This window comes from Paraburkholderia atlantica, assembly GCF_009362785.1.
In the GTDB taxonomy this organism is placed as follows: domain Bacteria; phylum Pseudomonadota; class Gammaproteobacteria; order Burkholderiales; family Burkholderiaceae; genus Paraburkholderia; species Paraburkholderia atlantica.
The window spans coordinates 12,997-38,904 of sequence record NZ_WHNQ01000002.1 but is presented as its reverse complement, the minus strand read 5'-3'; the positions used below and the strand labels follow the sequence as shown (position 1 = coordinate 38,904).

At 64.6% G+C, this 25,908-nt stretch carries 21 protein-coding genes; 14 read left to right on the top strand and 7 right to left on the bottom strand.

Annotation, left to right across the window (positions count from 1 at the left end; translation table 11 throughout):
- The first annotated feature begins 168 nt into the window (after positions 1 to 168).
- The 12 genes from corA to GCT19_RS02425 all read left to right on the top strand — a co-directional run bounded on the left by corA (position 169) and on the right by GCT19_RS02425 (position 18,210).
- Positions 169 to 1,146, top strand: coding sequence for a magnesium/cobalt transporter CorA (gene corA / locus GCT19_RS02480; protein WP_018435594.1), 978 nt, complete (start codon positions 169 to 171; stop codon positions 1,144 to 1,146).
- A gap of 315 nt (positions 1,147 to 1,461) precedes the next feature.
- Positions 1,462 to 2,436 carry a sugar ABC transporter substrate-binding protein gene (locus tag GCT19_RS02475; RefSeq protein ID WP_013089614.1) on the top strand — a complete coding sequence of 325 codons (975 nt, stop codon included), beginning with the start codon at positions 1,462 to 1,464 and terminating at the stop codon, positions 2,434 to 2,436.
- A 353-nt stretch (positions 2,437 to 2,789) separates the two neighbouring features.
- Positions 2,790 to 4,382 carry a sugar ABC transporter ATP-binding protein gene (locus GCT19_RS02470; protein ID WP_013089613.1) on the top strand — a complete coding sequence of 531 codons (1,593 nt, stop codon included), beginning with the start codon at positions 2,790 to 2,792 and terminating at the stop codon, positions 4,380 to 4,382.
- Positions 4,382 to 5,461, top strand: a complete 1,080-nt coding sequence (locus GCT19_RS02465) for an ABC transporter permease (RefSeq protein WP_018435597.1) — start codon at positions 4,382 to 4,384, stop codon at positions 5,459 to 5,461. Before GCT19_RS02470 ends, GCT19_RS02465 begins: the two co-directional genes overlap by 1 nt.
- A gap of 115 nt (positions 5,462 to 5,576) precedes the next feature.
- Positions 5,577 to 6,620, top strand: a complete 1,044-nt coding sequence (locus GCT19_RS02460) for a LacI family DNA-binding transcriptional regulator (protein WP_018435598.1) — start codon at positions 5,577 to 5,579, stop codon at positions 6,618 to 6,620.
- 48 nt (positions 6,621 to 6,668) lie between these two features.
- The gene (rbsK, locus tag GCT19_RS02455) at positions 6,669 to 7,598 is read left to right on the top strand and encodes a ribokinase (protein WP_321576739.1); all 930 of its coding nucleotides are present in this window, start codon (positions 6,669 to 6,671) and stop codon (positions 7,596 to 7,598) included.
- A gap of 284 nt (positions 7,599 to 7,882) precedes the next feature.
- Positions 7,883 to 9,649, top strand: a complete 1,767-nt coding sequence (locus GCT19_RS02450) for a methyl-accepting chemotaxis protein (protein ID WP_152850945.1) — start codon at positions 7,883 to 7,885, stop codon at positions 9,647 to 9,649.
- Positions 9,650 to 10,013: 364 nt separating this feature from the next.
- Positions 10,014 to 10,775, top strand: a complete 762-nt coding sequence (locus GCT19_RS02445) for a 2-keto-4-pentenoate hydratase (protein WP_152850944.1) — start codon at positions 10,014 to 10,016, stop codon at positions 10,773 to 10,775.
- Between the two features lie 721 nt (positions 10,776 to 11,496).
- Complete coding sequence (locus GCT19_RS02440; protein WP_018435602.1) at positions 11,497 to 13,419, top strand: PrkA family serine protein kinase; 1,923 nt, start codon at positions 11,497 to 11,499, stop codon at positions 13,417 to 13,419.
- A gap of 162 nt (positions 13,420 to 13,581) precedes the next feature.
- Positions 13,582 to 14,853 carry a YeaH/YhbH family protein gene (locus tag GCT19_RS02435; protein WP_018435603.1) on the top strand — a complete coding sequence of 424 codons (1,272 nt, stop codon included), beginning with the start codon at positions 13,582 to 13,584 and terminating at the stop codon, positions 14,851 to 14,853.
- 237 nt (positions 14,854 to 15,090) lie between these two features.
- Positions 15,091 to 16,614, top strand: a complete 1,524-nt coding sequence (locus GCT19_RS02430) for a SpoVR family protein (protein WP_018435604.1) — start codon at positions 15,091 to 15,093, stop codon at positions 16,612 to 16,614.
- Positions 16,615 to 16,902: 288 nt separating this feature from the next.
- On the top strand, positions 16,903 to 18,210 hold the full coding sequence (locus tag GCT19_RS02425) for an MFS family transporter (protein WP_152850943.1): 1,308 nt from the start codon (positions 16,903 to 16,905) through the stop codon (positions 18,208 to 18,210).
- A 134-nt stretch (positions 18,211 to 18,344) separates the two neighbouring features.
- Here the strand turns inward: GCT19_RS02425 and GCT19_RS02420 are convergent, their stop codons facing one another.
- From GCT19_RS02420 to GCT19_RS02400, 5 genes are all read right to left on the bottom strand, one after another.
- The gene (locus tag GCT19_RS02420; protein ID WP_013089603.1) at positions 18,345 to 18,566 is read right to left on the bottom strand and encodes a hypothetical protein; all 222 of its coding nucleotides are present in this window, start codon (positions 18,564 to 18,566) and stop codon (positions 18,345 to 18,347) included.
- Between the two features lie 133 nt (positions 18,567 to 18,699).
- Positions 18,700 to 19,818, bottom strand: coding sequence for a glycosyltransferase family 2 protein (locus tag GCT19_RS02415; RefSeq protein ID WP_152850942.1), 1,119 nt, complete (start codon positions 19,816 to 19,818; stop codon positions 18,700 to 18,702).
- 222 nt (positions 19,819 to 20,040) lie between these two features.
- Complete coding sequence (locus tag GCT19_RS02410) at positions 20,041 to 20,268, bottom strand: hypothetical protein (protein ID WP_018435607.1); 228 nt, start codon at positions 20,266 to 20,268, stop codon at positions 20,041 to 20,043.
- Positions 20,269 to 20,346: 78 nt separating this feature from the next.
- Positions 20,347 to 21,276 carry a LysR family transcriptional regulator gene (locus tag GCT19_RS02405; protein ID WP_018435608.1) on the bottom strand — a complete coding sequence of 310 codons (930 nt, stop codon included), beginning with the start codon at positions 21,274 to 21,276 and terminating at the stop codon, positions 20,347 to 20,349.
- A gap of 94 nt (positions 21,277 to 21,370) precedes the next feature.
- Positions 21,371 to 22,771: a DHA2 family efflux MFS transporter permease subunit gene (locus tag GCT19_RS02400; protein ID WP_018435609.1), complete on the bottom strand. Its 1,401-nt coding sequence runs from the start codon at positions 22,769 to 22,771 to the stop codon at positions 21,371 to 21,373.
- Positions 22,772 to 22,920: 149 nt separating this feature from the next.
- Between GCT19_RS02400 and GCT19_RS02395 the strand changes: the two genes are divergently transcribed.
- Positions 22,921 to 23,781 (top strand): LysR family transcriptional regulator, encoded by an 861-nt coding sequence (locus GCT19_RS02395; protein ID WP_018435610.1) that lies wholly within the window; start codon positions 22,921 to 22,923, stop codon positions 23,779 to 23,781.
- A 54-nt stretch (positions 23,782 to 23,835) separates the two neighbouring features.
- Here the strand turns inward: GCT19_RS02395 and GCT19_RS02390 are convergent, their stop codons facing one another.
- The gene (locus GCT19_RS02390; protein WP_013089597.1) at positions 23,836 to 24,273 is read right to left on the bottom strand and encodes a carboxymuconolactone decarboxylase family protein; all 438 of its coding nucleotides are present in this window, start codon (positions 24,271 to 24,273) and stop codon (positions 23,836 to 23,838) included.
- Positions 24,274 to 24,515: 242 nt separating this feature from the next.
- Between GCT19_RS02390 and GCT19_RS02385 the strand changes: the two genes are divergently transcribed.
- On the top strand, positions 24,516 to 25,574 hold the full coding sequence (locus tag GCT19_RS02385; RefSeq protein WP_152850941.1) for an NAD(P)/FAD-dependent oxidoreductase: 1,059 nt from the start codon (positions 24,516 to 24,518) through the stop codon (positions 25,572 to 25,574).
- A gap of 64 nt (positions 25,575 to 25,638) precedes the next feature.
- Here GCT19_RS02385 and GCT19_RS43200 read toward each other — a convergent pair whose 3' ends face one another.
- Positions 25,639 to 25,836 (bottom strand): hypothetical protein, encoded by a 198-nt coding sequence (locus tag GCT19_RS43200; protein ID WP_152851119.1) that lies wholly within the window; start codon positions 25,834 to 25,836, stop codon positions 25,639 to 25,641.
- Positions 25,837 to 25,908: the final 72 nt, after the last annotated feature.

Here is a 25,908-nt window from a genome sequence, read left to right as displayed (position 1 = left end):
GCATTAACAATTCGAAACGCGCGCCGTACGCAGCGCGCCTTAACATGGCGGCTGATCCAAGCCTGCTGGAAGCGTGCTTGTCCGTTCACGCAGACCTGTTGCCCGTCTTACGCAACGCTTACGCGAGAGGGTGGCCGGGTCTGGTTTTGTAGCCAGGGTAATCCGAACATGCTGATCAATTGCGCCGCCTATCAGGACGGCCGGAAGCTCGCCGACATCGATATCGACGCCATCAGCGACTATGTCGCGCGGCCCGAGTGCTTCGTCTGGGTCGCATTGAAAGACCCGAGCCCCGACGAACTCGCGGTGATGAAAGAAGAGTTCAATCTGCACGAGCTCGCGATCGAAGATGCGCAACACGGCCATCAGCGCCCGAAGATCGAGGAGTACGGCGATTCGCTGTTCACCGTGATGCACACGGTCGAGATGGACGAGAACGGCGAGTTCGTGATCGGCGAAGTCGACGTGTTCGTCGGCAGCAACTATGTGCTGTCGGTGCGGCGCGGCACGCGCACCGGCTTTCAGAGCGTGCGCAAGCGCTGCGAGCACGAGCCGCATCTGTTGAAGGAAGGCTCGGCGTTCGTGCTGTATGCGCTGATCGACGACGTGGTCGACCGCTATTTCCCGATCGTCGAGGCGATGAGCACCGAGCTCGAAGCGCTCGAGGACCGCATCTTCGAGAAGAACGATTCGGCCGCCTCGCGCGCGATCGTGCAGGACCTGTACACGATGAAGCGCCGGCTCGTGACCCTGCAGCACCACATCCAGCCGCTGCGCGAAGCGGTGGGCAAACTGACCGGCGGCCGCATTCCGAGCATCTGCGCCGGCATGCAGGCCTACTTCCGCGACGTCTACGACCACCTCGACCGGATCGTCAGAACCATCGAGGGGCGTCGCGAAATCGTCGTCACGGCGGTGCAGGTGAACCTCGGCATGATCTCGCTCGCCGAGAGCGAAATCACCAAGCGGCTCGGCTCGTTCGCGGCGCTGTTCGCGGTGCCGACGATGATCGCCGGTATCTACGGGATGAACTTCGAGCGCATTCCCGAGCTGCATTTCAAGTTCGGCTATCCGGTCGTGCTGGTCGTGATGCTGGCGATCGACTTCGTGCTGTACCGGCGTTTTCGCAAGGCCGGCTGGCTGTAGCCGGCGCGCCTTTCAATATCCTCGCGGTTTCGCTTGCAGCGCGCGCGATACCAGGCCAGCATAAGCGGCCGGTGTGTCGCGCCGCACGCGACGCATCGGCGTTATCGACTGCACGGACTGAGCGAGGAGACCTTGCCACACGCTGCCCGGATCGATCGAGCGCAGGGCGCCGCCGCGGATGGTGCGCGCCGGTGCGTTGCAGCACCGCGAATCGTTGACATTCCGAAAAGCTTGCGCTGAGAATAAGCCTCGCAAACGTTTGCGCATCACAAAAAATACGGCTCGCCCGCGAGCCTGACAACCATGGAGATACGCATGAGCCATCGAACCCGTCGTCGCATCGTTGCCGCCGCAGTTCTCGCCACCGCCTCCGCCGTCCTGCCATTTTCCGTCGCCCACGCGCAGAACGCCCCGGCTCATAAACCGAAGGTCGCGCTGGTGATGAAGTCGCTCGCCAACGAGTTCTTCCTGACCATGGAGACCGGCGCGAAGGACTATCAGAAGCAGAACCCGGCCAAGTTCGACCTGATCACCAACGGCATCAAGGACGAAACCGACACCGCCAACCAGATCCGCATCGTCGAGCAGATGATCGTGTCGAAGGTCGACGCGATCGTGCTCGCGCCGGCCGATTCGAAGGCGCTGGTGCCGGTCGTCAAGAAGGCGGTCGACGCGGGCATTATCGTCGTCAACATCGACAACCGGCTCGATCAGGACGTGCTGAAGTCGAAAGACCTGAACGTGCCGTTTGTCGGCCCCGACAACCGCAAGGGCGCGCGGCTCGTCGGCGACTACCTGGCGAAGCGGTTGAAGTCCGGCGACGAGGTCGGCATCCTCGAAGGCGTATCGACCACCACCAACGCGCAGCAGCGCACCGCGGGCTTCAAGGATGCGATGCAGACGGTCGGCGCGAAGATCGTGTCGGTGCAGTCGGGCGAGTGGGAAATCGACAAGGGCAACGCGGTCGCGTCGGCGATGCTCAATGAGTATCCGAACCTGAAGGCGCTGCTCGCCGGCAACGACAACATGGCGATCGGCGCGGTCTCGGCCGTGCGCGCGGCCGGCAAGCAGGGCAAGGTGCTGGTGGTCGGCTACGACAACATCAACGCGATCCATCCGATGCTGAAGGACGGCCGCGTGCTCGCCACGGCCGACCAGTTCGCGGCGAAGCAGGCCGTGTTCGGCATCGATACCGCGTTGAAGGCGTTGAGCGAAAACAGGAAGCAGTCGGAGCTGTCGGGCGTCGTCGAAACGCCGGTCGTTCTGGTCACGAAGGAAACGCTGAAGTAAGCGCGGCGCGCCCGGCGTCGAGCGCGAGCCGGGCGCGGCCGGGCAAGCCCGCGGGGAACCGCAAATTTCGCCGTAAAGCGCGCACAGCACGCTTGAGCGGCAATGCGGCGACCCGCCGATCCGCTTTTATTCAACGAACGCTCAAGAATTCCGTCGGGCCGCCGTTAATTCCAGAGATAAGCGTCATGACGGCGGCTCGCGCGATGAGAGAAGCGCGGCCGTGAGCGCCTGCGCATTCCGCGCAGTGGGCCGGCATGACTCGTGGCATCGGGAAGCGATGTGCTGTGCGGCAAGCGCAGCGGACCGCCCGGGTGACACGAAGGCGCCAGAAGCGCCATGCAATCAGGAGCGCGATGGATTCAACCGACCACGACGCCTTGCCTGTCGTGCTGAGCGTCAGCGGCATCGGCAAGACCTATGCCGAACCGGTGCTCGCCGACGTATCGCTGTCGCTGCGAGCAGGCGAGGTATTGGCGTTGACCGGCGAGAACGGCGCGGGCAAGAGCACGCTGTCGAAGATCGTCGGGGGGCTGGTCGAGCCGAGCGCGGGCACGATGCAGCTCGCCGGCGCGCCGTACGCGCCCGCGAGCCGCACCGAGGCCGAGGCGCTCGGCGTGCGCATGGTGATGCAGGAGTTGAATCTGCTGCCGACCTTGTCGGTCGCCGAGAACCTGTTCCTGAACCGGCTGCCGCGCGCGGGCGCGTTCAGCTTCGGCTGGATCGATCGCGGCAAGCTGCGCGAGAACGCGCGCGAGGCGATGGCGCAGGTCGGGCTCGATGCGATCGATCCCGACACGCTGGTCGGCGAACTCGGTATCGGTCATCAGCAGATGGTCGAGATCGCCCGCAACCTGATCGGCGACTGCCGCGTGCTGATCCTCGACGAGCCGACCGCGATGCTGACCGCGCGCGAGGTCGATCTGCTGTTCGAGCAGATCGGGCGGTTGAAGGCGCGAGGCGTCGCGCTCGTTTATATCTCGCACCGGCTCGAAGAGCTGGCGCGAGTCGCCGAACGGGTCGCGGTGCTGCGCGACGGCCGCCTCGTGCATGTCGACGCGATGGCGGACATCACGAGCGAGCAGATCGTCACGTGGATGGTCGGCCGCGAGCTCGGCGAGCATATCGATCTCGGCGAGCGCAACATCGGCGCGCCGCTGCTGAAAGTGGATCGGCTCACGCGCGGCAAGGTCGTGCGCGACGTGTCGTTCGAGGTGCGCGCGGGCGAGATTTTCGGTGTCAGCGGGCTGATCGGCGCGGGCCGCACCGAGCTGATGCGGCTCATCTACGGCGCAGACCGCAAGGACGGCGGCAGCGTGTCGCTCGCCGCGACGCCGGGCGCGCCGCCCACGCCGGTGCAGATCGACTCGCCGGCGGACGCGGTGCGCGCGGGCATCGCGCTGATCACCGAGGACCGCAAAGGCGAAGGTCTGCTGCTGCCGCAACCGATCGCGGCCAATGTGTCGCTCGGCAATCTCGGCAGCGTCGCGCGGCATGGCGTGGTCGACGCGAAGCGCGAGAACGCGCTGGCGAAGAAGCAGATCGCCGCGATGCGGATTCGCAGCTCGGGTCCCGCGCAGATCGTCGCCGAGCTGTCGGGCGGCAACCAGCAGAAGGTCGTGATCGGCCGCTGGCTCGCGCGCGACTGCCGTGTGCTGTTGTTCGACGAACCGACGCGCGGCATCGACGTCGGCGCGAAGTTCGATATTTACGGCCTGATGGGTGCGCTCGCTCGCGACGGCCGCGCGCTCGTCGTGGTGTCGAGCGATCTGCGTGAGCTGATGCTGATCTGCGACCGGATCGGCGTGATGTCGGCGGGCAGCATGACGGGCGTGTTCGAGCGCGCGAGCTGGAGCCAGGATGCGCTGCTCGCGGCCGCGTTCGCCGGCTACCGCGGCCGCGAGGCGCTGCTGCATACGCATGGCGTCAACGAAGCAGGGAGTCTGTGATGACCGATCAATCGTGGCGCGACGCGGCGGGTGTCAAGCAGGGCGGCACGCAGGACGAAAAGCCGGCTGGCGCGCCGGACGCGCCCGTTGTGACGCCGCCGGCCGATCCGTCGGCGCCGCTCGCGAGCGGCAAGCCGGCCGGCACGCGGCTCGGCTTTTCGAACTACCTGGGCCTCGCCGGCGCGCTGCTCGCGATGATCGTGCTGTTCTCGCTGCTGAGTTCGCACTTTCTGACCTACGACACGTTCAGCACGATCGCGAACCAGATTCCGGATCTGGTCGTGATGTCGGTCGGCATGACCTTCGTGCTGATCATCGCGGGGATCGATCTGTCGGTGGGTTCGGTGCTCGCGCTCGGGGCGTCGGTGGTCAGCGTGGTGACGCTGAAGTGGGGCTGGGGGCCGGCCGCAGGCGCGCTGCTCGGTGTCGCGGTCGCGGCGCTGACCGGTACCGTGACCGGCGCGGTGACCGTGGGCTGGCGGATTCCGTCGTTCATTGTGTCGCTCGGCGTGCTCGAAGCGGCGCGCGGCCTCGCGTATCAGATGACCAATTCGCGCACCGCGTATATCGGCGACGCGTTCGACTTTCTGTCGAACCCGATCGCGCTCGGGATCTCGCCCGCGTTTCTGGTCGCGGTCGCGGTGATGGTGATCGCGCAGCTGGTGCTGACGCGCACGGTGTTCGGGCGCTATCTGGTCGGGATCGGCACCAACGAGGAAGCGGTGCGGCTCGCGGGCGTCAATCCGCGGCCGTACAAGGTGATCGTGTTCGCGCTGATGGGCGCGCTGTCCGGACTCGCGGCGCTGTTCCAGATCTCGCGGCTCGAGGCGGCCGATCCGAATGCGGGCGTCGGCCTCGAGCTGCAGGTGATCGCGGCGGTCGTGATCGGCGGCACGAGTCTGATGGGCGGGCGTGGTTCGGTGATCAGCACGTTTTTTGGCGTTCTGATCATTTCGGTGCTGGCGGCGGGCCTCGCGCAGATCGGCGCGAACGAGCCGACCAAACGCATGATCACCGGCGCGGTGATCGTGGTGGCGGTGGTGCTCGATACCTACCGCAGCCGCCGCAAACGCGGCTGATGAGTGCGCCGCGGCGCAACGTTGAATCAGTGTGGTGGGTCTTCGATGAAGACGTCCGGGGGTCGCCAGGCGGCGCATCCGGCGGGAACAACAGGCAGTAGGAGAGCAACAGGTTATGGCGACGATCAAGGATGTAGCGGCCGTGGCGGGCGTGTCGTTCACGACGGTATCGCACGTCGTGAACAACTCGCGGCCGGTGTCGGCCGATGTGCGCGCGAAAGTCGAGCACGCGATCCGTCAACTGCACTATGTGCCGTCGGCGGTCGCGCGCTCGCTGAAGGCGCGGGCGACCGCGACGATCGGACTGGTGGTGCCGAACAGCACCAACCCGTATTTCGCGGAGCTCGCGCGCGGCATCGAGGACGGCTGCGCGCGCAACGGCTACTGCGTGTTCTTCTGCAACTCCGACGATGACCCCGCGAAGCAGCGCAACTATCTGCGCGTGTTGCAGGAAAAGCGCATCGACGGGCTGATCGTCGCGTCGGCCGGCGACGACGCCGTGCTCGCGCAGACACTCGCCGACGCGCGCGAGCCGCTCGTCGTGGTGGACCGCAACATCGAGGGGGTCAACGCGGACCTCGTGCAGATCGATCACGAGAAGGGCGCGTACCTGGCCACCCGTCATCTGCTCGAGCTCGGGCATGTGCGGATCGGCTGCATCACCGGGTCGATTCAGACCGCGGTCAGCGCGATGCGCGTGCACGGCTTCATTCGCGCGATGGCCGAGCGCGGCATCGAGATTCCGGCCGACGCGATCGTCGAAAGCGATTTTTCGGGGACCGGCGGACACCGCGCGGCCGCGCAGCTGTTCGATACGGTCAGGCCGTCGGCGATTTTCGCGGTCAACGACATGATGGGCATCGGCGCGTTGCGCGCGGCGGCGGAGCGCAACATCAGCGTGCCGCGCGATTGCTCGATCATCGGTTTCGACGATATCGAGCTGGGGCGCTTCACGTTCCCGTCGCTGTCGACGGTCGGGCAGTCGGTGCGCGCGCTTGGCGACACCGCTGCGCAGACGCTGGTCGACCGGATCGCCGAGGCGGCATCGAACAACACGGCGCGGGCCCCGGCGCGCCGGCGCGTGGTATCGCCGCGGCTGATCGTGCGCGAATCCACCGCGACATGGGCGGGCGACGCAAGGCGGGATCTGGCGGCCTGACGCGCTCGCAATCGCAACGCGGCCCGTCGTGCAACGGAGGACACTCGAGTGGCAAGCAAGCAAACGCGCGCACGCGTCACGGTGGTCGGTAGTCTGAACATGGACCTGGTGGTGCGCTCGCCGCGCCTGCCGCAGCCGGGCGAGACGCTGGCCGGCCGCGGCTTCGCGCAGGTCGCGGGCGGCAAGGGCGGCAACCAGGCGGTCGCCGCGGCGCGGCTCGGCGCGCAGGTGTCGGTGCTCGGCTGCGTCGGTGCCGATGCGAACGGCGCGCAGCTGCGCGCGGGTCTCGAAGCGGAGCGCATCGACTGCGCGGCGCTCGAAACCGGCAGCGAGCCGAGCGGCGTGGCGCTGATCGTCGTCGACGATGCGAGCCAGAACACGATCGTGATCGTCGCGGGCAGCAACGGCGAGCTCACGCCGGCCGCCATCGCGCGACACGAAGCGACGCTCGCCGCCGCCGATGTCGTGATCTGCCAGCTCGAAACCCCGCCCGAATCGGTGTATGCGGCGCTGGCCGCGGCGCGGCGGCTCGGCAAGATCGTGATCCTGAACCCGGCCCCCGCTACCGGCCCGTTGCCGGCCGATTGGCTGCCGCTGATCGACTACCTGATTCCGAACGAACTCGAAGCCGCCGCGCTGAGCGGTGTCGCCGTCGACTCGCCCGAGGATGCCGCGCGTGCCGCCGCCGCATTGCGCGCGGCCGGTGCGCGCAACGTGCTGGTCACGCTGGGTGCGCGCGGCGTGCATGCGGCGCTCGAAGGCGCGGCCGCGACGCTGTACGACGCGCCGCGCGTCGAGGCGGTCGACACGACCGCGGCCGGCGACACCTTCATCGGCGGCTTCGCGGCGCAGCTCGCGCAGGGTGCGAGCGTCGAAGCGGCGATCCGCTTCGCGCAACGCGCCGCGGCGCTGTCGGTGACGCGCGCGGGCGCACAGCCGTCGATTCCGACGCGCGCCGAAGTCGACGCGTTGGGCTGATGCCGTCGCGGTAGCTCCGCCCAAACTCCCCGCCGCTCGAACGTCAAAAGTCGTGCTTCGACGAACACCGTCGCGTTTCACCAACGCGACGCGAATATGTACGTCTCCAGTCAACTTGCTTTCAACGTCTTACATCGTCTTTGTTCATACCTTTTAAATGCTTCAAGTCTATGACCGCGCTGCCGTAAACGGGAATTAGAGCGCTCATTCAAAAAAAGCGCCGGACCCAAACTCACGCCGCCCCAAAGCTGCGTAAGCAGCAGCCTCTCATTACAGGACCAAGCATGTTGAATAAAGGCATCACGATCAAGGCGCGAATTGGACTCACGATGGCATTCCTCGCCGCGTTGCTGGTTGCGATCGGCGTTTTCGGTCTGTTCGGCATGGGCCGTTCGAACGACGCCTATGAGGACACCTTCACCAACGCGATGCCGGGCGCCGTGAACATCGGCAACGCGGAAATCTACGCGGCGCGCGAACGGCTCGCGCTCGACCGCGCCGCGTTCCTCGTCGGCACACCGGAAGCGGCATCCACGATCGAGCGCGCGCGCATGCTCGGCAGCACGTCCGACACGTGGTGGAAAAAGTATCTCGATCTGCCGCGCGGCGCGGACGAAGACCGGCTCGCGCAGGACGTCGCCGCGAAGCGCAACGCGCTGCATCAGCAGCTCGAAAGCTTCGCGACGGCAATCGAGGCGAACGATCAGAGCAAGCTGGTCGAGCACGCGAAGAGTCTGCAGGCCGTCTTCAACGACCTCGTCGGCGCTGACGACGCACTGCGCAAATACCAGTTCGATTCGGCGAAGCAGGGTTTCGACTCCGCGCAGAGCAGTTTCCATATGTTCCGCATGGTCAGCATCGGCGCGCTGGTGGTGGGCGTGCTGGCGGCGGCGCTGTCGTATCTGACGCTGAGCCGCGCGATCGCACGTCCGCTCGACGAAGCGCTCGGCCACTTCGAGGCGATCTCGGCCGGCGATCTGCGTCGTCCGGTGGTCGTCAGTTCGCGCGACGAAATGGGGCAACTGCTCGAAGGAATCGCCAAAATGCAGCGCAGCCTCACCGAAACGGTGCGCAGCGTGCGCGTTGGCAGCGAGTCGATCGCGACCGCGACGCGGCAGATCGCGGCGGGCAACGTCGACCTGTCGTCGCGGACTGAGGAGCAGGCGTCCGCGCTGCAGGAAACCGCGTCGAGCATGGAGCAGCTGACCGGCACCGTGCGGCAGAACGCCGATAACGCGCGCCAGGCGAGCGCGCTTGCCGCCAATGCGTCGGAGATCGCCAATAAGGGCAGCGCGGTGGTCGGCCAGGTGGTCGGCACGATGGGCGACATCAACCAGAGCTCGGCGAAGATCGCCGACATCATCTCGATCATCGAGGGCATCGCCTTCCAGACCAACATCCTCGCGCTGAACGCAGCCGTCGAGGCGGCGCGCGCCGGCGAGGAAGGGCGCGGCTTCGCGGTCGTCGCGGGCGAGGTGCGCAGCCTCGCGCAGCGTTCGTCGGCGGCGGCCAAGGAGATCAAGGAGCTGATCGATACGTCGGTCGAGCGCGTGCAGTCGGGCTCGGCGCTCGTCGACGAGGCCGGCCGCACGATGAGCGAAATCATCGGCGCGGTGCAGCGCGTGACCGACATCATGGGCGAGATCGCGTCGGCGTCGGAGGAGCAGAGCGGCGGCATCGACCAGGTCGCGCGCGCGGTCACGCAGATGGACGAGGTCACGCAGCAGAACGCGGCGCTCGTCGAGGAAGCGGCCGCCGCGGCGGCGTCGCTCGAGGAGCAGGCGGCCCGGTTGCGCAGCGTGGTCGCGGTGTTCCAGGTCGACGACAGCGGCCGTGGCGGTCACGACGGGGCGTCGGCGCTTGCGGCGCCGAAGCGCCCGGTGGCCACGGGTCCGGTCGCTACTCGCGCCCGCAAGCTCACGCCGGCTACGGCGAAGGCGGCGACTGTGGCCGCTGTCGCGCCGCAGCTTGCCGCCGCCCCCGCGCCCGGCCGCGCGCCGGCCAGGTCCGCGGCAACGGCCGGCGGCGATCAGGACTGGGAGACCTTCTGAGCGGGCTCGGGTTCACGTGTACATGGACGGTGGCGCTGTCGCGCGTTAGGTGATTCGACACGCGCGGTTCGTTGCAACATCCGTTCCCGTCCGCTCGCCGGCTGTCCGGCACGCGCCGCATCAGCGGCGATAGCTTCGCGAAAAGCCGCGCCTGGGTCCCCGGGCGCGGTTTTTTTTCGGCTCGCGCAAGAAATAACGTTTGCGCGCCGCCGCCTTTCACCGGCGCGTGTCGTGATCCGGTACATTGACGGGCACGGCCCCGATCCGCGTGCGCGGCGCGCGGCTGCCCGCACCTTCAACAGGTGGTTCCCACTTATTGCTACGTCCTGCGAACCCTGCCATGCGCCAGCCACAAAGAACCGACATGACGCGATACGATCTTGCGCAACACCTCGTCGAGGCACGCCGGCAGCACCTGCCGATCGACGCGCCCCCACCCGACAGCCTGCCGCCCGACGCGGCGACCGCCTACGCGATCCAGCAGGCGGTGCTCGCGGGTCTCGGCGAATCGACCGGCGCGTGGAAGATCGGCGCGAAGTCGCCGGGCGGCGCCACATCGGGCGCGCCGATTCCGGCCTCGCTGGTGGTGCCGTCGCCGGCGCGGCTCGCGCATGACGGATTCTTTCGCGTGCTGGTCGAGCTCGAGATCGCATTCCGCTTCGACGTGACGATCGAGCCGCGCGGTCAGGCCTATGCGCGCGACGAGGTGCTGTCGAAGGTCGGCGCCGTGCTGCCGGCCATCGAGATCGTCGACAGCCGCTTCGCCGAGTGGCCGAACGTCGCGCCGCTCGCGCAGCTAGCCGACGCGCAGAACAACGGCGCGCTGATTACCGGCCATCCGGCCGTCTATGCGAGCCTCGCGCGCGGCTTCGACTTCGTGTCGCCGGAACTGGAGCTGAGCTTCAACGGCCGCTCGCTGATACCGGAAGTGACGGGTAATCCGGCCGGCGATCCACGCGAGCTGCTCGTCTGGTTCGTCAACCATTGCGCGGCGATGGGGATCACGATCGAGCGCGACTGGACCTTGACCACTGGCTCGTACGTCGGCGCGCACAAGATCGACGAGCCCGGCATCGTGCGTGGTCATATCGATGGTTTGGGTGAAGTGGAAATTGAACTGACCTGATCGATGCTGCGGCGGTTGTAACCGCAAATTACAACGCTTCATCATTCCAACGGCTGCCCGCGTGCAGCCGTTTTTATTTTGGCGATATTGAAACGGTGGCAGTCTTTGAATCGTTAACCTGTTCGAATCCATTTGTTGCAACTTTGCCGCTTGCTTCCGTATACACCTATGAGGGTGGCGCGAGCGGCTGCCGTCATCCAGTCATACGGATCGAGGAGTGCAACGGCGGGCGGCCCATGAAGTGAACGGTGCGGAACCAAACCCATCACGCGCGGACGAATCGCCTGACGCGTTTGGCGCGACGCGTCGAAAACTTCACCACGTGCCTGCTTTTTGTGACGAAGTGTGCGTGCGCAGACAGCCGCATTTTTGTGAAGGGTCGACGGTGCAGGTACGGTATGTGCAATAGCAACGCGGTGTCATGACGCGATGCAGCGGTAAAGCGAAGTCGTGCAGGAGCACTGAATAGCGATGCGGTGGTGAAGAAAGTAACGGTACAGCGGAGCAGCGGATGATTTGATTCGTTGCAGCGTGAATGAAAAATTGTAGGTGGTCGATTCTTTGTTTCCAAGTGAGGATTGTAGCTTCGCGGTTACGGAGCGATTTTCGCAACGTAGTCCGTGAAAAAAAATTTAAAAGGGTTTAGGATGAATTCGAGCGATGTCGTTTCCGAATAGCGCGCCGCGCACGACATCGCCCCAGACTTCGGCGAGGAGGTAGCATGGATATCTACAGCAGTTTCGCGACCCGCTTCGAGAAAACACGGGAGGATGAACTCTCGCTCGAGGAGTATCTCGCGCTCTGCAAAGACAATCCCGCCGCGTACGCCACTGCAGGCGAACGCATGTTGACGGCAATCGGAGAACCTGAACAGATCGACACTCGCAACGATCCGCGTTTATCGCGTATCTTCGCGAACAAGGTCATCAAGGTATACCCCGCATTCCGTGAGTTCTACGGAATGGAAGAGGTGATCGAGCAGGTGGTCGCCTACTTCCGGCATTCGGCCCAGGGGCTCGAAGAAAAGAAGCAGATACTGTATCTGTTAGGACCGGTCGGCGGCGGCAAGTCGTCGATCGCGGAACGGCTGAAGCAACTGATGGAGCGCGTGCCGTTCTATGCGATCAAGGGCTCGCCCGTCAATGAATCGCCGCTCGGTCTGTTCGACTACGAGGAAGACGGTCCGATCCTCGAAGAGCAATACGGCATCCCTCGCCGCTACCTGCGAGGCATCCTGAGTCCGTGGGCGGTCAAGCGCCTGCACGAGTACAACGGCGACATCCGCAAGTTCCGCGTGGTGCGCCGCTATCCGTCGATCCTTCGTCAGATCGCTATCTCCAAGACCGAACCGGGCGACGAGAACAATCAGGACATTTCGTCGCTGGTCGGCAAAGTCGACATCCGCAAGCTCGAACAGTACGCGCAGGACGACGCCGACGCGTACAGCTACTCGGGCGGCCTGTGCCTGGCCAATCAGGGCCTGCTCGAGTTCGTCGAAATGTTCAAGGCGCCGATCAAGGTATTGCACCCGCTGCTCACCGCGACCCAGGAAGGCAACTTCAAGGGTACGGAAGGCTTCGGCGCGATTCCGTTCGACGGCATCATCCTCGCTCACTCGAACGAATCGGAGTGGAAGGCGTTCCGCAACAACCGCAACAACGAAGCACTGCTCGACCGGATCTTCGTCGTCAAGGTGCCGTACTGCCTGCGTTATAGCGAAGAGGTCAAGATCTACGAGAAACTGCTGCGCAACTCGTCGCTGGCCAGCGCGGTTTGCGCGCCGGGCACGCTAAAGATGATGGCGCAGATGTCCGTGCTCACGCGTTTGCAGGAGCCGGAGAACTCGAGCCTGTTCTCGAAGATGCAGGTCTACGACGGCGAGAATCTGAAGGACACGGACCCGAAGGCGAAGTCGTACCAGGAGTACCGCGACTTCGCGGGCGTCGACGAAGGCATGACCGGCGTGTCGACCCGCTTCGCGTTCAAGATTCTGTCGCGCGTGTTCAACTTCGACTCGACCGAGGTCGCGGCCAATCCGGTGCATCTGATGTACGTGCTCGAACAGCAGATCGAACGCGAGCAGTTCCCGCCGGAAACCGAGCAGAAGTATTTGTCCTTCATCAAGGACGTGCTGGCGTCGCGCTATGCGGAGTTCATCGGCAAGGAGATTCAGACCGCGTATCTGGAGTCGTACTCCGAGTATGGTCAAAACATCTTCGACCGCTACGTCACGTATGCGGACTTCTGGATCCAGGATCAGGAGTTCCGCGACCACGACACCGGCGAGAGCTTCGACCGTGCCGCGTTGAACGCCGAACTGGAGAAGATCGAGAAGCCGGCGGGCATCAGCAACCCGAAGGACTTCCGCAACGAGATCGTGAATTTCGTGCTACGCGCGCGGGCTGCGAACGCGGGCAAGAACCCCGCGTGGATCAGCTACGAGAAGCTGCGCGTCGTGATCGAAAAGAAGATGTTCTCGAATACGGAAGAGCTGTTGCCGGTGATCTCGTTCAACGCGAAGGGCTCGGCCGAAGAGCAGCGCAAGCATGAAGACTTCGTCAATCGCATGGTGGCGAAGGGCTATACGCCGAAACAGGTGCGCTTGCTGTGCGACTGGTATCTGCGCGTGCGCAAGTCATCGTGATGCGCGCATGATACTCATGATGTGCCGCCCGTACGGTTCGACCGTACGGGCAACCGGCGAGGCGCAAGCCGCATAGCATGCACTGCGCGGCGGGCGTCTCGCGCACCGGAAATATTAGTGTGGCCGCAGCGGAAACGCGGTTGCACGGACGGGAGACCGGGCGTGCTTCATCAAATCATCGACCGCAGGTTGGCAGGGAAGAACAAGAGTATTGCGAATCGCGAGCGTTTTTTGCGCCGCGTCAAAAACTATATCCGTCGCGCCGTTTCGGACGCGGTGCGCGATCGCAGCATCAAAGATATCCAGAACACCCAGAGCATCACCATTCCGCGCAAGGACATCGCGGAGCCGTCGTTCCGTCATGGACCGGGCGGCCGGCGCGAGATGGTGCATCCCGGCAACTCGGACTACATCCGCGGCGACAAGATCCAGCGCCCGCAAGGCGGCGGGGGCGGTGGCGGAGGCAGTCAGGCCAGCAACGAGGGCGAGGGTCAGGACGACTTCGTGTTCGAGCTGAGCCGCGAAGAGTTCATGCAGTATTTCTTCGACGACCTCGAACTGCCGCGTCTCGTCAAAACCCATCTGATGGCGGTGCCGACGTGGAAAAGCATCCGCGCGGGCTGGGCCGCGGAGGGCACACCGAACAACATCGACGTGGTGCGCTCGCTGCGCAGCGCGCTCGGCCGGCGCATCGCGCTCGGCGCGCCGCTCGTCAACCAGTTGCACGAAATGGAGCGGCAGCTCGAAGAGCTGAAGGCCGATCCCGCCGATCGCCGTGAAGAGATCAAGCTGCTCGAAGACGACATCCACCATCTGAAAGGACGCATCTGGCGGATTCCGTTCATTGATCCGTTCGATCTGCGCTACGTGAATCGCGTGAAGCAGCCCACGCCGTCGAGCCAGGCGGTGATGTTCTGCCTGATGGACGTGTCAGGTTCGATGGACGAGCAGCGCAAGGATCTCGCGAAGCGCTTCTTCATCCTGCTGTACCTGTTCCTGAAGCGTAACTACGAGCGCATCGAAGTGGTGTTCATTCGCCATCACACGCGCGCCGAGGAAGTCGACGAAGATACGTTCTTCCACTCGACCGAAAGCGGTGGCACGGTGGTGTCGAGCGCGCTCGAACTGATGCGCAAGGTGATGGAGGAACGCTACTCGCCAACTGAATGGAACATTTACGGGGCGCAGGCTTCGGACGGCGACAATTGGACCGACGATTCGCCGAAGTGCCGCAAGATACTCTCGGATGACATCCTGCAGAAGGTGCGGTATTTTGCGTATATTCAGGTGACGCCCGAAGAGCAGAATCTGTGGCTCGAATACGCGCAACTGGCGCTCTCGCAACCGCATATGGCGATGAAGAAGGTCGAAACCGCGGCCGATATTTATCCGGTGTTTCGCGAGCTGTTCGAGAAGCAGGCGGCGACTTCGTGATGGAACGCAGATTGCGCATCCAGCACCTGGATCGCGACGCGTGCGGCGATGAATCGTACGACTTGAGGCAAGCCGTCGTATGACTGCGCCGCAGCGCAACAAAGGCGTGCCGCAGCAACTGTCGGGGCATGCCGAGGCAGGAGCGGCTAGCACGGCAGCCGCTCGCGCCGGAGCAGTCCGCAATGCTGCAGCACGGGACACACCGGAACGCCCAAAGAGGGGCAAAGGGAAGTCCGTATGAACGTAGCCGATAGACGGCCTCTGCCGTGCCCGTCCGACTGGACCTTCGAATTGATCGAAGAGTACGACTCGCATATTGCCCGTGTTGCAGAGCAATACGAGCTCGACGTGTATCCGATCCAGCTCGAACTCATTAGCGCTGAACAAATGATGGATGCCTACGCGTCCGTCGGCATGCCGGTGAACTACCGTCACTGGTCGTTCGGCAAACATTTTCTCTCCACCGAAAAAAGCTATCGCCGCGGCCAGATGGGGCTCGCGTACGAAATCGTCATCAATTCGAATCCCTGCATCGCGTATCTGATGGAAGAGAACACGATGACGATGCAGGCGCTCGTCATTGCGCATGCGGCCTACGGTCACAACTCGTTCTTCAAGGGCAACTATCTGTTCCGCTTGTGGACGGACGCGCACGCGATCATCGACTACCTCGTCTACGCGAAGAACTACATCGCGGAATGCGAGGAGCGCTATGGGCTCGATCGCGTCGAGGAATTGCTCGATTCGTGCCACGCGCTGATGAATTACGGCGTGGACCGCTACAAGCGGCCGCAGAAGCTGTCGCTCGAGAAAGAGTTCGCCGCGCGTCGTGAGCGCGAGGCGTATCTGCAGTCGCAGGTCAACGAGTTGTGGCGCACGCTGCCCACGCGCCATACGCCGCTGCCCGAAGAGGTCGAGGAGCGCTATCCGCCCGAGCCGCAGGAAAATCTGCTGTATTTCGCGGAGAAAAACGCGCCGCTGCTCGAACCTTGGGAGCGCGAGGTGATCCGCATCGTGCGCAAGATCGGTCAGTATTTCTATCCGCAGCGGCAGACCCAGGTGATGAACGAAGGCTGGGCGACGTTCTGGCACTACACGCTGCTCAATACGATGTACAACCAGGGCAAGCTGGAAGACGGCTTTATGATGGAGTTCCTCCATTCGCACAGCAACGTCGTCTATCAGCCGCCGGTCACGAAGCCGTATTACAGCGGCATCAATCCGTATGCGCTCGGCTTTTCGATGATGAGCGACATCCGCCGCATCTGCGAAGCGCCGACCGACGAAGACCGCAAGTGGTTTCCGGATCTGGCCGGCAGTCCCTGGCTGCCCGCGATGCACTACGCGATGCGCAACTTCAAGGACGAGAGCTTCGTCGCGCAGTACCTGTCACCGCATCTGATCCGCGAAATGCGCCTGTTTTCGGTGCTCGACGACGACATGCGCGACGCGCTGGAAGTATCGGCGATTCACGACGACAGCGGCTACCAGTACGTGCGCCAGGCGCTGTCGCGGCAGTACGACATGCATCACCGCGAGCCGAACATCCAGGTATGGGCCGTCAATACGCGTGGCGATCGTAGCCTGACGTTGCGGCATTTCATGAGCGACAACCGGCACCTGTCGTCGGATAGCGACGAGGTGCTCAAGCACATGGCGCGCTTGTGGCAGTTCGACGTATACCTCGAGAGCGTCGACGAAAACGGTACCGTCAGAAAGCGCTACGAGTGCCGGTATGTGCCACCGTCCGTGAGAATCTGACGTCTCCGTCCAACTGCCGCAACGGTACATAACGTTGCTGGGACGGTCCGCGTCGATCACCCGAAGCCCCCGCAGCCTCCCGGCTGGCGGGGGCTTCGTTTTCGTTGCAGTTCTAAATTCGCCGCGGGCCCGTACCCAGGGCTTTCCTGCAGTTCCGCAGACAAAATCCCATCTGAACTTTTCACTTATGTAAAATTCGCCGCGCGCGCGTCTGCGGTTGTCCGCGACGCGCATCAAGGCGGCGTCACGAGCGTCATCCTCGTTTTAAGCAAAAGGACCGACATCAGCATGAACGATCTAACCGACCAACCCGTCGTCAACCAGGCAGACGACACCCGGCGCCGCATCTTCGCGATCGTCGGCGCTTCATCGGGCAATCTCGTCGAATGGTTCGACTTCTACGTGTATTCGTTCACGGCGCTGTATTTCGCGCCGTCGTTCTTTCCTAGCGGCAACAGCACTACGCAGTTGCTCAACACGGCCGGGGTGTTCGCGGCCGGCTTCCTGATGCGCCCGATCGGCGGCTGGTTCTTCGGCCGGCTCGCCGACAAGCGCGGCCGCCGCACCGCGATGATGGTGTCGGTCTTCATGATGTGCGGCGGCTCGCTCGTCATCGCGATGCTGCCCACGTACGCGCAGATCGGCGCGCTCGCGCCGGCGCTGCTGCTGATCGCGCGGCTGTTCCAGGGCCTGTCGGTGGGCGGCGAATACGGCACCAGCGCGACCTATATGAGCGAAGTCGCATTGAAGGGCCGGCGCGGCTTCTTCGCGTCGTTCCAGTACGTGACGCTGATCGGCGGTCAACTTTTCGCGCTGCTCGTGCTCGTGGTCCTGCAGCAGTTGCTGACGACCGCCGAACTGAAGGCGTGGGGCTGGCGCGTACCGTTTGCGATCGGTGCGATCTCTGCGCTGATCTCGCTCTATCTGCGTAAATCGCTCGACGAAACCACCACCGCCGCGACGCGTCAGCGCAAGGAAGCGGGCACGCTGCGTGGCTTGTGGGAGCACAAGGCCGCGTTCATGACGGTGCTCGGCTTCACGGCCGGCGGCTCGCTGATCTTCTATACGTTCACGACGTATATGCAGAAATACCTGGTCAACACGGCCGGCATGCACGCGAAGACCGCGAGTTCGGTGATGACCGCCGCGCTGTTCGTCTACATGCTAATGCAGCCGGCGTTCGGCGCGCTGTCCGACAGGATCGGCCGACGCAATTCGATGCTGTGCTTCGGTTTGTTCGCGACGCTCGGCACGGTGCCGTTGCTGCATGCGCTGAAGGACGTGACGAGTCCGGTCGCGGCGTTCGCGCTCGTCGTCGTCGCGCTCGCGATCGTCAGCTTCTATACGTCGATCAGCGGCCTGATCAAGGCGGAAATGTTTCCGCCGCAAGTGCGTGCGCTCGGCGTAGGGCTGTCGTATGCGGTCGCCAATGCGATCTTCGGCGGCTCGGCGGAATATGTCGCGCTGTGGCTGAAGTCGGCCGGCGTCGAGACGATGTTCTTCTGGTACGTGACGGCGCTGTGCGCGCTCGCGGGTATCGTGTCGCTGCGCATGCGTGATCCGTCGACGGAAGGATATTTGCGGCACGAGCCGTGAACCGCTAGCCGGGCACGGCGTGACGTCGTGCCGCAATGAAGCGTTCCAGCGGCGGTCCGGGGCAACCGGGCCGCCGTTTTTAATTGCATCGGCGATTGCGCGTCACTACGCGAACTGGCGGCAGGGCGCTTCGCTCAACTGACGACGATCCGTGTCCCCCACGCATGCAGCAGGTCGCGCAAGCTCTCGGCCTGTTCCATCCTCGCGCCGCTGCGCAGATGAATCTGCACCGCGCGGCCCGCGATGCCGTCGATCGGCTGCGCGAACCATAATTCGACCGCGAGGCCGAGTCCTTCGGGTTGATCCTCGACGACCGGCTCGATTACGCGCGGCCTGAAACACGCACTGTCTGACATGGCGAAGCACCTCGGCGATGACGGGTCGTGCCCATCGTAATCAGCGGCGTGCGCGGGACCAAGTAACGAATACGCGTTTGCTAAGCAGGGAATGCTTAGCAGAAAATCGGCTTGCGCACGCGCTTGTCGCAACTCATACCGGCTTCGAACGGTCGCCGACGAATTCGTCGACCAGCTTGTCGACGAACTCCTCGACCCTCGCGGCCTCATTCGCCGCGACCGTCGCGATCGACGGTGCCGCCCCGCGGGCGGCAGCATCGGCTGCGGCGCTCGCCGTCGGCAGACGTGCGCGCCAGGCCGCGCGCGCCAGCATCAGCAGATGGTAGTAAAGCCGCGCGCTAAAGCCGTAGTTGTAGGCGAACAGATGCGCGCGCGCGATCCGCCAGCCCGCGCGCGCGTCGCCGTTTCTCGCGTGAATCGACACGACGATCGGTGCGAGCCGCCGCAGCGCCTGCCGCCGCGACGCTTCGAGCCGCGCCGGCAGACGCAGCGACTTCACGAACTCATACGCGCTCAACGGTGCGGCCGTGCTCGTGCCGCGCGTGCTGTGCGAGATCGACGTCGCGGTCTTCCGATACACCGACACGTAGTCGTGCAGATAAAACACCTCCCGCGCGGCAAGGCAGAGCTCGGTGCCGAACACGTAGTCGCAGCAGACGCCGTACCGCTCGTCGTAGCCGATCCGCTTGACGAGCCGCGCGTCGGCCATCCAGCCATTGTTCGGAAACATCTGGATCAGGCCGGTGCGGCCCGCGAGCGGCTGCAGACCCTCGTTGGCCTCGGTGCGCCGGAACGCCGCGTTCAGCCGCTCGCTCGCGGCGAGATCGATCGCGCCGTCGTGGTCGGCTTCGTACTGGGCGCCGAATGCCGCATCGAGCCCCGGATGGCGCTGCCATAGCGACACGAGTTTGTCGACGGCGTCGCTCGTCAAAAGATCGTCGTCGTGGATCAACAGGATCTTGTCGCCGCGCGCCCGCTCGAACAGGCTCGACACATTGCGCGCCTGCCCAAGCGGCGGGTCGTGCTTCTCGTAGCGCACGCGCGGCTCGTCGCGGTACCGCTGCAAGATCAGTTGCCGTGAGCGGGCGTCCGTCGAATCGTCGCCGATCACGATCTCCACATGGGGATAGCTTTGCGCGAGGCACGAGTCGACGCATTCGACGAGCAACTCGGGGCGATTGCAGGTCGGCACGCAGATGGAGACATGCGCGATGGCCGCACGGGCGAAGGGAGAACGTGACGCGTTGGACATGGATGACGCCTTTTAACGGTCGGAAGCGGCATGAACCGGCGGAAAGCGGTGCGGCGGTTCGCGGGGCGCACACTTCGCTGCTAGCAGCAAAATAGTCCAAGGCGCTGAAAAAATATTCGGTAAAAATGAGGAAGAAATGTTTCCTTACAGAAAGGCGATGAAAGGGAAAGTGATGCGGCCTGAATGCATGAAGCAGCCAGGGCCGCTCTGTTATGGGGTCTTTCAACCGACAGACGGTTCGCCTTCGCCGCGCTTTTTGCCCGGACGGTCCGCCGGGGACTGCTTGTGGCCCTCGTCGGGGCGCTCGGGCATCTTGCTCTTCGCGTTGTCGCTATGCACGGCGTGATGCGGATGCGCTAAATCCTCCGTCTGGGTGCCGGCCTCGCTTTTTGTTTTGTTTTCGCCCGCGCTTTTCGTTTCGCCTTGGGATTTTTCCGTCGTCTTGCTCATCGCTGCTCTCCTGGAGGGAAGATAAGGCTCCAGTAGCAAGACGCGGACCCCGGCGGGCGGCAAACAGAAGGTGTGCGCTCAGGCGGCCGGGTGGCTCGGCTTGCGGCCCGTCAGCGACAGGATGAAGTCGAGAAACGCGCGCACTTTGGCCGGCGGATGGTGCCGCGACGGATATAGCGCATACAGCGGGTACACCTCGTCGCCCCAATCCGGAAATAGCTCGATCAGCTTGCCGCTCGCGAGCAGCGACTCCGCGCCGAGCGCGAGAATCTGCGCAATCCCCTGGCCGGCGATGCAAACGCTATGCAGCGTACCGACGTCGTTGACGGTGAGCCGCCCTCGCGGCGTCAGCGTGAGCTTCTTGCGGCCCCGATGGAATTCCCAGGTGAACGGATAACCGGTCAGCGGATCGCGAAACTTGATGCAGATATGCCGGCCGTCTTCGAGCTCGGCAGGATTCTCCGGCTTGCCATGCTTCTTCAGATACGACGGCGCCGCCACAGTCAGAATGCGCGTATCGAGCAGCTTGCGGGCGACGAGCGTCGACACCGGCGGGTCGCCGAAGCGGATCGCGACATCGAAGCCGTCCGCGACCATGTCGCCCAGCTGGTCGCGCGTGATCAGTTCGAGCTGTAGATCCGGATGTTTGTCGATGAAGCTGCCGAGGCGCGGCCCGAGCACGAGCCGTGAAAAGAACGGGTCCATGTTGACGCGCAGACGCCCGCGTACCGCGGTCGCGCCCTGCGCGGCGGAGGCCGCCGCTTCCTCGAGTCCGCCGAGCAGCGGCACGATCTGCTCGTAGAAACGCCGGCCTTCGTCGGTCAGCGTGACCGAGCGCGTGGTGCGGTCGAACAGGCGAATGCCGAGGCGTGCTTCGAGCCGGGCGACCGAGCGGCTTACGCCCGATTGCGACATGTCGAGCGCTTCGCCCGCGGCCGCGAAACTGCCGCAATCGACGATCGCGGTCAGCACGCCCATGCCGTTCAGCACGCGCTCATCGAATGGCATCGCGGGTACCTGCCTGGTAGCCATGGATGCCAGACATGCTAACGCGAAGAGCTTTCGAATTCATGTGCTGACACGCGATGAGACGCGTCGCGTGTCAACGCCCCGCGCTCGTCGCAGCCTGGCCGCGAATCACGCGCGTGCCGGACGGGTCGTCGAGACGGCGGAAGATCCACGCGGACACGAGCGTGATCACGCCGACGCATACGAACGCGAGCCGGAAGCCGAGTTCCGCCGAGCCCCATTGATCCGCGAACAGATTGACGAGCCCGCCGCCGATCGACACGCCGAGCCCGATCGCGAGCATCTGCACCATCGAGAACAGGCTATTGCCCATGCCCGCGTCTTCGTGCGACAGGTCCTTCAGCGTGACACTGTTCATCGCCGCGTACTGCATCGAGTTGGCCGCGCCGAAAACGGCGAGGATCGCGACTTCGATCACGAGCGGTGTGCCGCGCGAAATCAGCGAGAACGCGACGATCGCCGAGCCGACGATGATCGTGTTGACCAGTAGGAACGTGTCGTAGCCGTAGCGGCGCACGAGCGGCGCGATCCAGCGTTTCGCGAGCGTGCCGGCGAGCGCCGCGGGCAGCATCATCAGACCGGAGTGCAGCGGCGAGTAGCCGAGCTGCAATTGCAGCAGCAGCGGCACGAGGAACGGTACCGCGCTCGAACCGACCCGGCAGACGAGGTTGCCGATCAGGCCGACGCTGAAGTTCGGCTCGCCGAACAGCGACAGTTTGAACAGCGGATTGCGGCGGTTTCTCGCATACGGAATGTAGGCGAGCGCGCTGGCGACGGCCAACGCGAACAGCCCCGCCGACCACGCCGCGCGATGCGCGGGGACCGGCGCGTCGATCGCGAGCGAAAACGCGATCATGCACAGCGACAGCAGCGCGCAGCCGATCACGTCGAACGGCGGCGCCTGCGTCTCGTCATGCGACGGCAGAAAGCGGTGCACCGCGTACAGACCGAGCGCGCCGATCGGCACGTTGATCAGAAAGATCCAGTGCCACGTGATCGCCTGCACGAACCAGCCACCGAGCGTCGGCCCGGCGATCGGCCCGAGCTGCCCCGCGATCGAAATGAACGCGAGCGCCGACACGTATTGCTCGCCCGACACGCTGCGCAGCACCGCCAGTCGTCCGATCGGCAGCAGCATCGAGCCGCCGAGGCCTTGCAGCACCCGCGCCATCACCAGCTGGCCGAGCGTGTGCGCGCTCGAGCAGCAGATCGAGCCGAGCACGAACACGAGAATCGCGGCGAAATAGACGCGGCGCGTGCCGAAGCGGTCGGCAAGCCAGCCGGAGGCGGGCGTCAGCATGGCCATCGTCAGCGTGTAGGCGACGACGACCGGTTGCATCGCGAGCGGCGCGACGTGCAGGCTGTTCGCGATCGACGGCAGCGCGGTATTGACGATCGTCGTGTCGAGCGACTGCATGAAGAAGCCGGCGGCGACGATCCACAGCAGGGCGGTTTGAGAGGAATCCTTGGTCATGTTTTCAACAGCGGGCGCGGCGGCAAAGCGCCGCCCGGAGCGGGGCCAGGCGGAATTCCGTCATCTTATTGACATCCCCGTCAATCGGGAACCCCACTGAGATCGCTGACTGTTATCGACAATGCCGATAAGCAGCGCGACAATCGCGCATGCTCAATCCAATCTGGCTAAAGACCTTCTCGACCGTCGCGGCCTGCCATAGCTTCACCGAGGCGGGGCGACGGCTCGACCTGACGCAGTCGAGCGTCAGCGAACATATCCGGCGGCTCGAACAGAGCGTGGGCCGGCGCCTGTTCGTGCGCGACACCCATTCGCTCGCGATGACGCCCGACGGCGAAGCGATGCTCGCGCATGCGAGCGTGATCCTGCAGGCGTTATCGCGCGCGGAGTCGCAGTTTCGCGCGCCGCGTCTGAAGGGACGCGTGCGGCTCGGCTCGTCGGACGACATCGCGCTCGGCCCGCTACCCACCGTGCTCGCGGCGTTTCGCAACGCGCATCCCGACGTCGAACTCGAAATTACGATCGGCATGACGGGCCGGCTGTACGAACTGCTCGACGCGGGCGCGATCGATCTGTTGGTCGGCAAGCGCCGGCTCGGTGACCGGCGCGGCGTGCCGCTTTTCACGGGGCGGCTCGAATGGCTCGCGCGCACCGGCACGCTCGTCGATCTCAGCCAGCCGCTGCCGCTGATTCTGGTCGCCGAGCCGAGCGTGACGCGCGCGGTCGTGCTCGATGCGCTCGCCGAAGCCGGCGCGAGCTGGCAGATCGTCTGCACGAGCAGCAGTCATTCCGGCTGTATCGCGGCCGCGCGTGGCGGACTCGGCATCACCGTGCGGCCGCAGTATCTGGCCGCGCGCGGCCTGGCGCCGCCGTTGAATGCGGCCGGACTGCCGACGTTGCCGTCGGTGGAATTCATCGCGCTGGCGGCGAAGCGCTTGAGCCGACCGGCTGGCACGCTGCTGCAGTTGCTGCATGACAGCGATCTGCGCGGGTCGTGGATCGGCGAGTGAGGCAGGCATTGCGCCGCCTCATGCCACCACTCATGCCGCCGCTCATGCGACCACTCAGGCCGGCATCTTCCGGAACGAGATCGCGAAGCGGTTCCAGGCATTGATCGCCGAGATGAGCAGCGTCAGATCGACCAGCTCTTCGTCGCTGAAATGCGGCCGCACCGTCTGCCATACTGCGTCGGGCACGTGATCGTGCGACACCAGCGTGACCGCTTCGGTCCACTCGAGCGCCGCGCGTTCGCGGTCCGTGAAGAACGGCGTTTCACGCCACACGACGACGGTCGCGAGACGCCGCTCGGTTTCGCCGCCCTTGCGCGCGTCGCTCGTATGCATGTCGACGCAATACGCGCAGCCGTTGATCTGCGACGCGCGCAGCCGCACCAGTTCGGTCAGCGATTTTTCGAGCGCCGACTTGCCGATGCGCTCTTCGACGCCGAGCAGCGACTTGATCGCGGCGGGGTTGGCTTTGTAGAAGTCGAGACGTTGTTCCATGATGGGCTCCTGGGTGGGTGGGACGATGCGATGCATCAGACAGGTGTTAGCTTAGTCCGTCGTTTGGTTCATCAAAATGGCCGATTCCGGATATTTTCAGGTAGCCACTTTCAGGCGTTGAGCGGGCCCGCGTAGCACCCTTACCGCCGACGATGGCATCGTTGCCGCGTGCGGGCCGATTCGGTAAGGTGAGTCATCGACGCTTGCTTTGCGCCTTTCACCGTAATCCGGAGACCTGCCCCATGACCGTTGCCGCCGACCCGTCCTCTGTGCCCACTTCGCCGATCCGCACCGATGTCCTCATCGTCGGCGCCGGTCCCGTGGGCCTGTTCGCGGCATTCGAGGCCGGTGTGATCGGCCTCACCTGCCAGATCGTCGACATACTCGGACGGGTCGGCGGCCAGTGCATCGAGCTGTATCCCGACAAGCCGATCTACGATATCCCCGCGATTCCGTCGTGCACTTCGCGCGAACTGGTCGAGCGACTGCTCGCGCAATGCAAGCCGTTCGATGTGCCGATTCATCTCGAACAGCGCGTCGACACGGTCGAGCAACGCGACGACGGCCGCTGGACCGTGCGCACGCAGCGCGGCCTGGTGTTCGACGTCGCAGCGATCCTGCTCGCCGCCGGCAATGGCGCGTTCGTTCCGCAAAAGCTCGGGCTCCCCGAGGCCGTGCCGCTCGAAAAGCGCCACGTGCACTACAGCGTGCCGCGCCTCGCCGATTTCGCCGACAAAAACGTGGTCGTCGCGGGCGGCGGCGATTCCGCGCTCGACTGGGCGCTGGCATTGCGCAACGTCGCGCGGCGCGTGACCCTCGTGCATCGGCGCGCCGGCTTCAGCGCGGCCGATTCGAGCGTCGAGCTGATGCGGCGCGCGGTCGAAGCGGGGGAGATGGACTTCATCGTTGGCGCGATCGCGGCGCTCGATGTGGAAGACGGCGCGCTGCGTTCGCTGACGCTGCGGCAGATCGACGGCGAGACACAGCTCGAAGCCGAACACCTGATCGCGCTGTATGGACTCGTCGCGGATCTCGGCCCGATCGCGCAGTGGGGACTGAAAATTCACGGCGGCCGTATCGATGTCGATACCTCGAACTATGAAAGCTCGCGGCCGGGCATCTTCGCCGTCGGCGATATCGCGAACTATCCGAACAAGCAGAAGCTGATCCTGTCAGGCTTTCACGAGGCGTCGCTCGCGCTGCGCAAGGCGTACGCGTACGCGTATCCCGACAAGAAGCGCGTGCATGTCCATTCGAGCTACGACACGAAGCTCGCGGAAAAGATCGGCGCGGCCGGTTGACGGGCGCGCGAGCGCCGCGGCAACTTCGATTCGCAGCGATGTCGAGCCGGACCGGCCGTTGGCATCATTTTCCAGCGGGTTGACTCGCGGCGGCCGCGGCGCTCGCGGCCTTGTCTTTCTTCTTTGCCTCATGGTGGCCGATCGCGCAGCCCGCGGCAGCACCCGCCGTCCCATGATGTCCGGCAACGTGGCCGGTCACTCCGCCCACGACCGCACCTTTGGCGCAGCCTTCGGCCTGCGCGACGGTGGAGGCGAGGCTCAATGCCGCGGCGAGGGCGCATGGGGCCGCGAAATTCGTGGCGAAAGTCGTGAATACCTTTTTCAATTGACACTC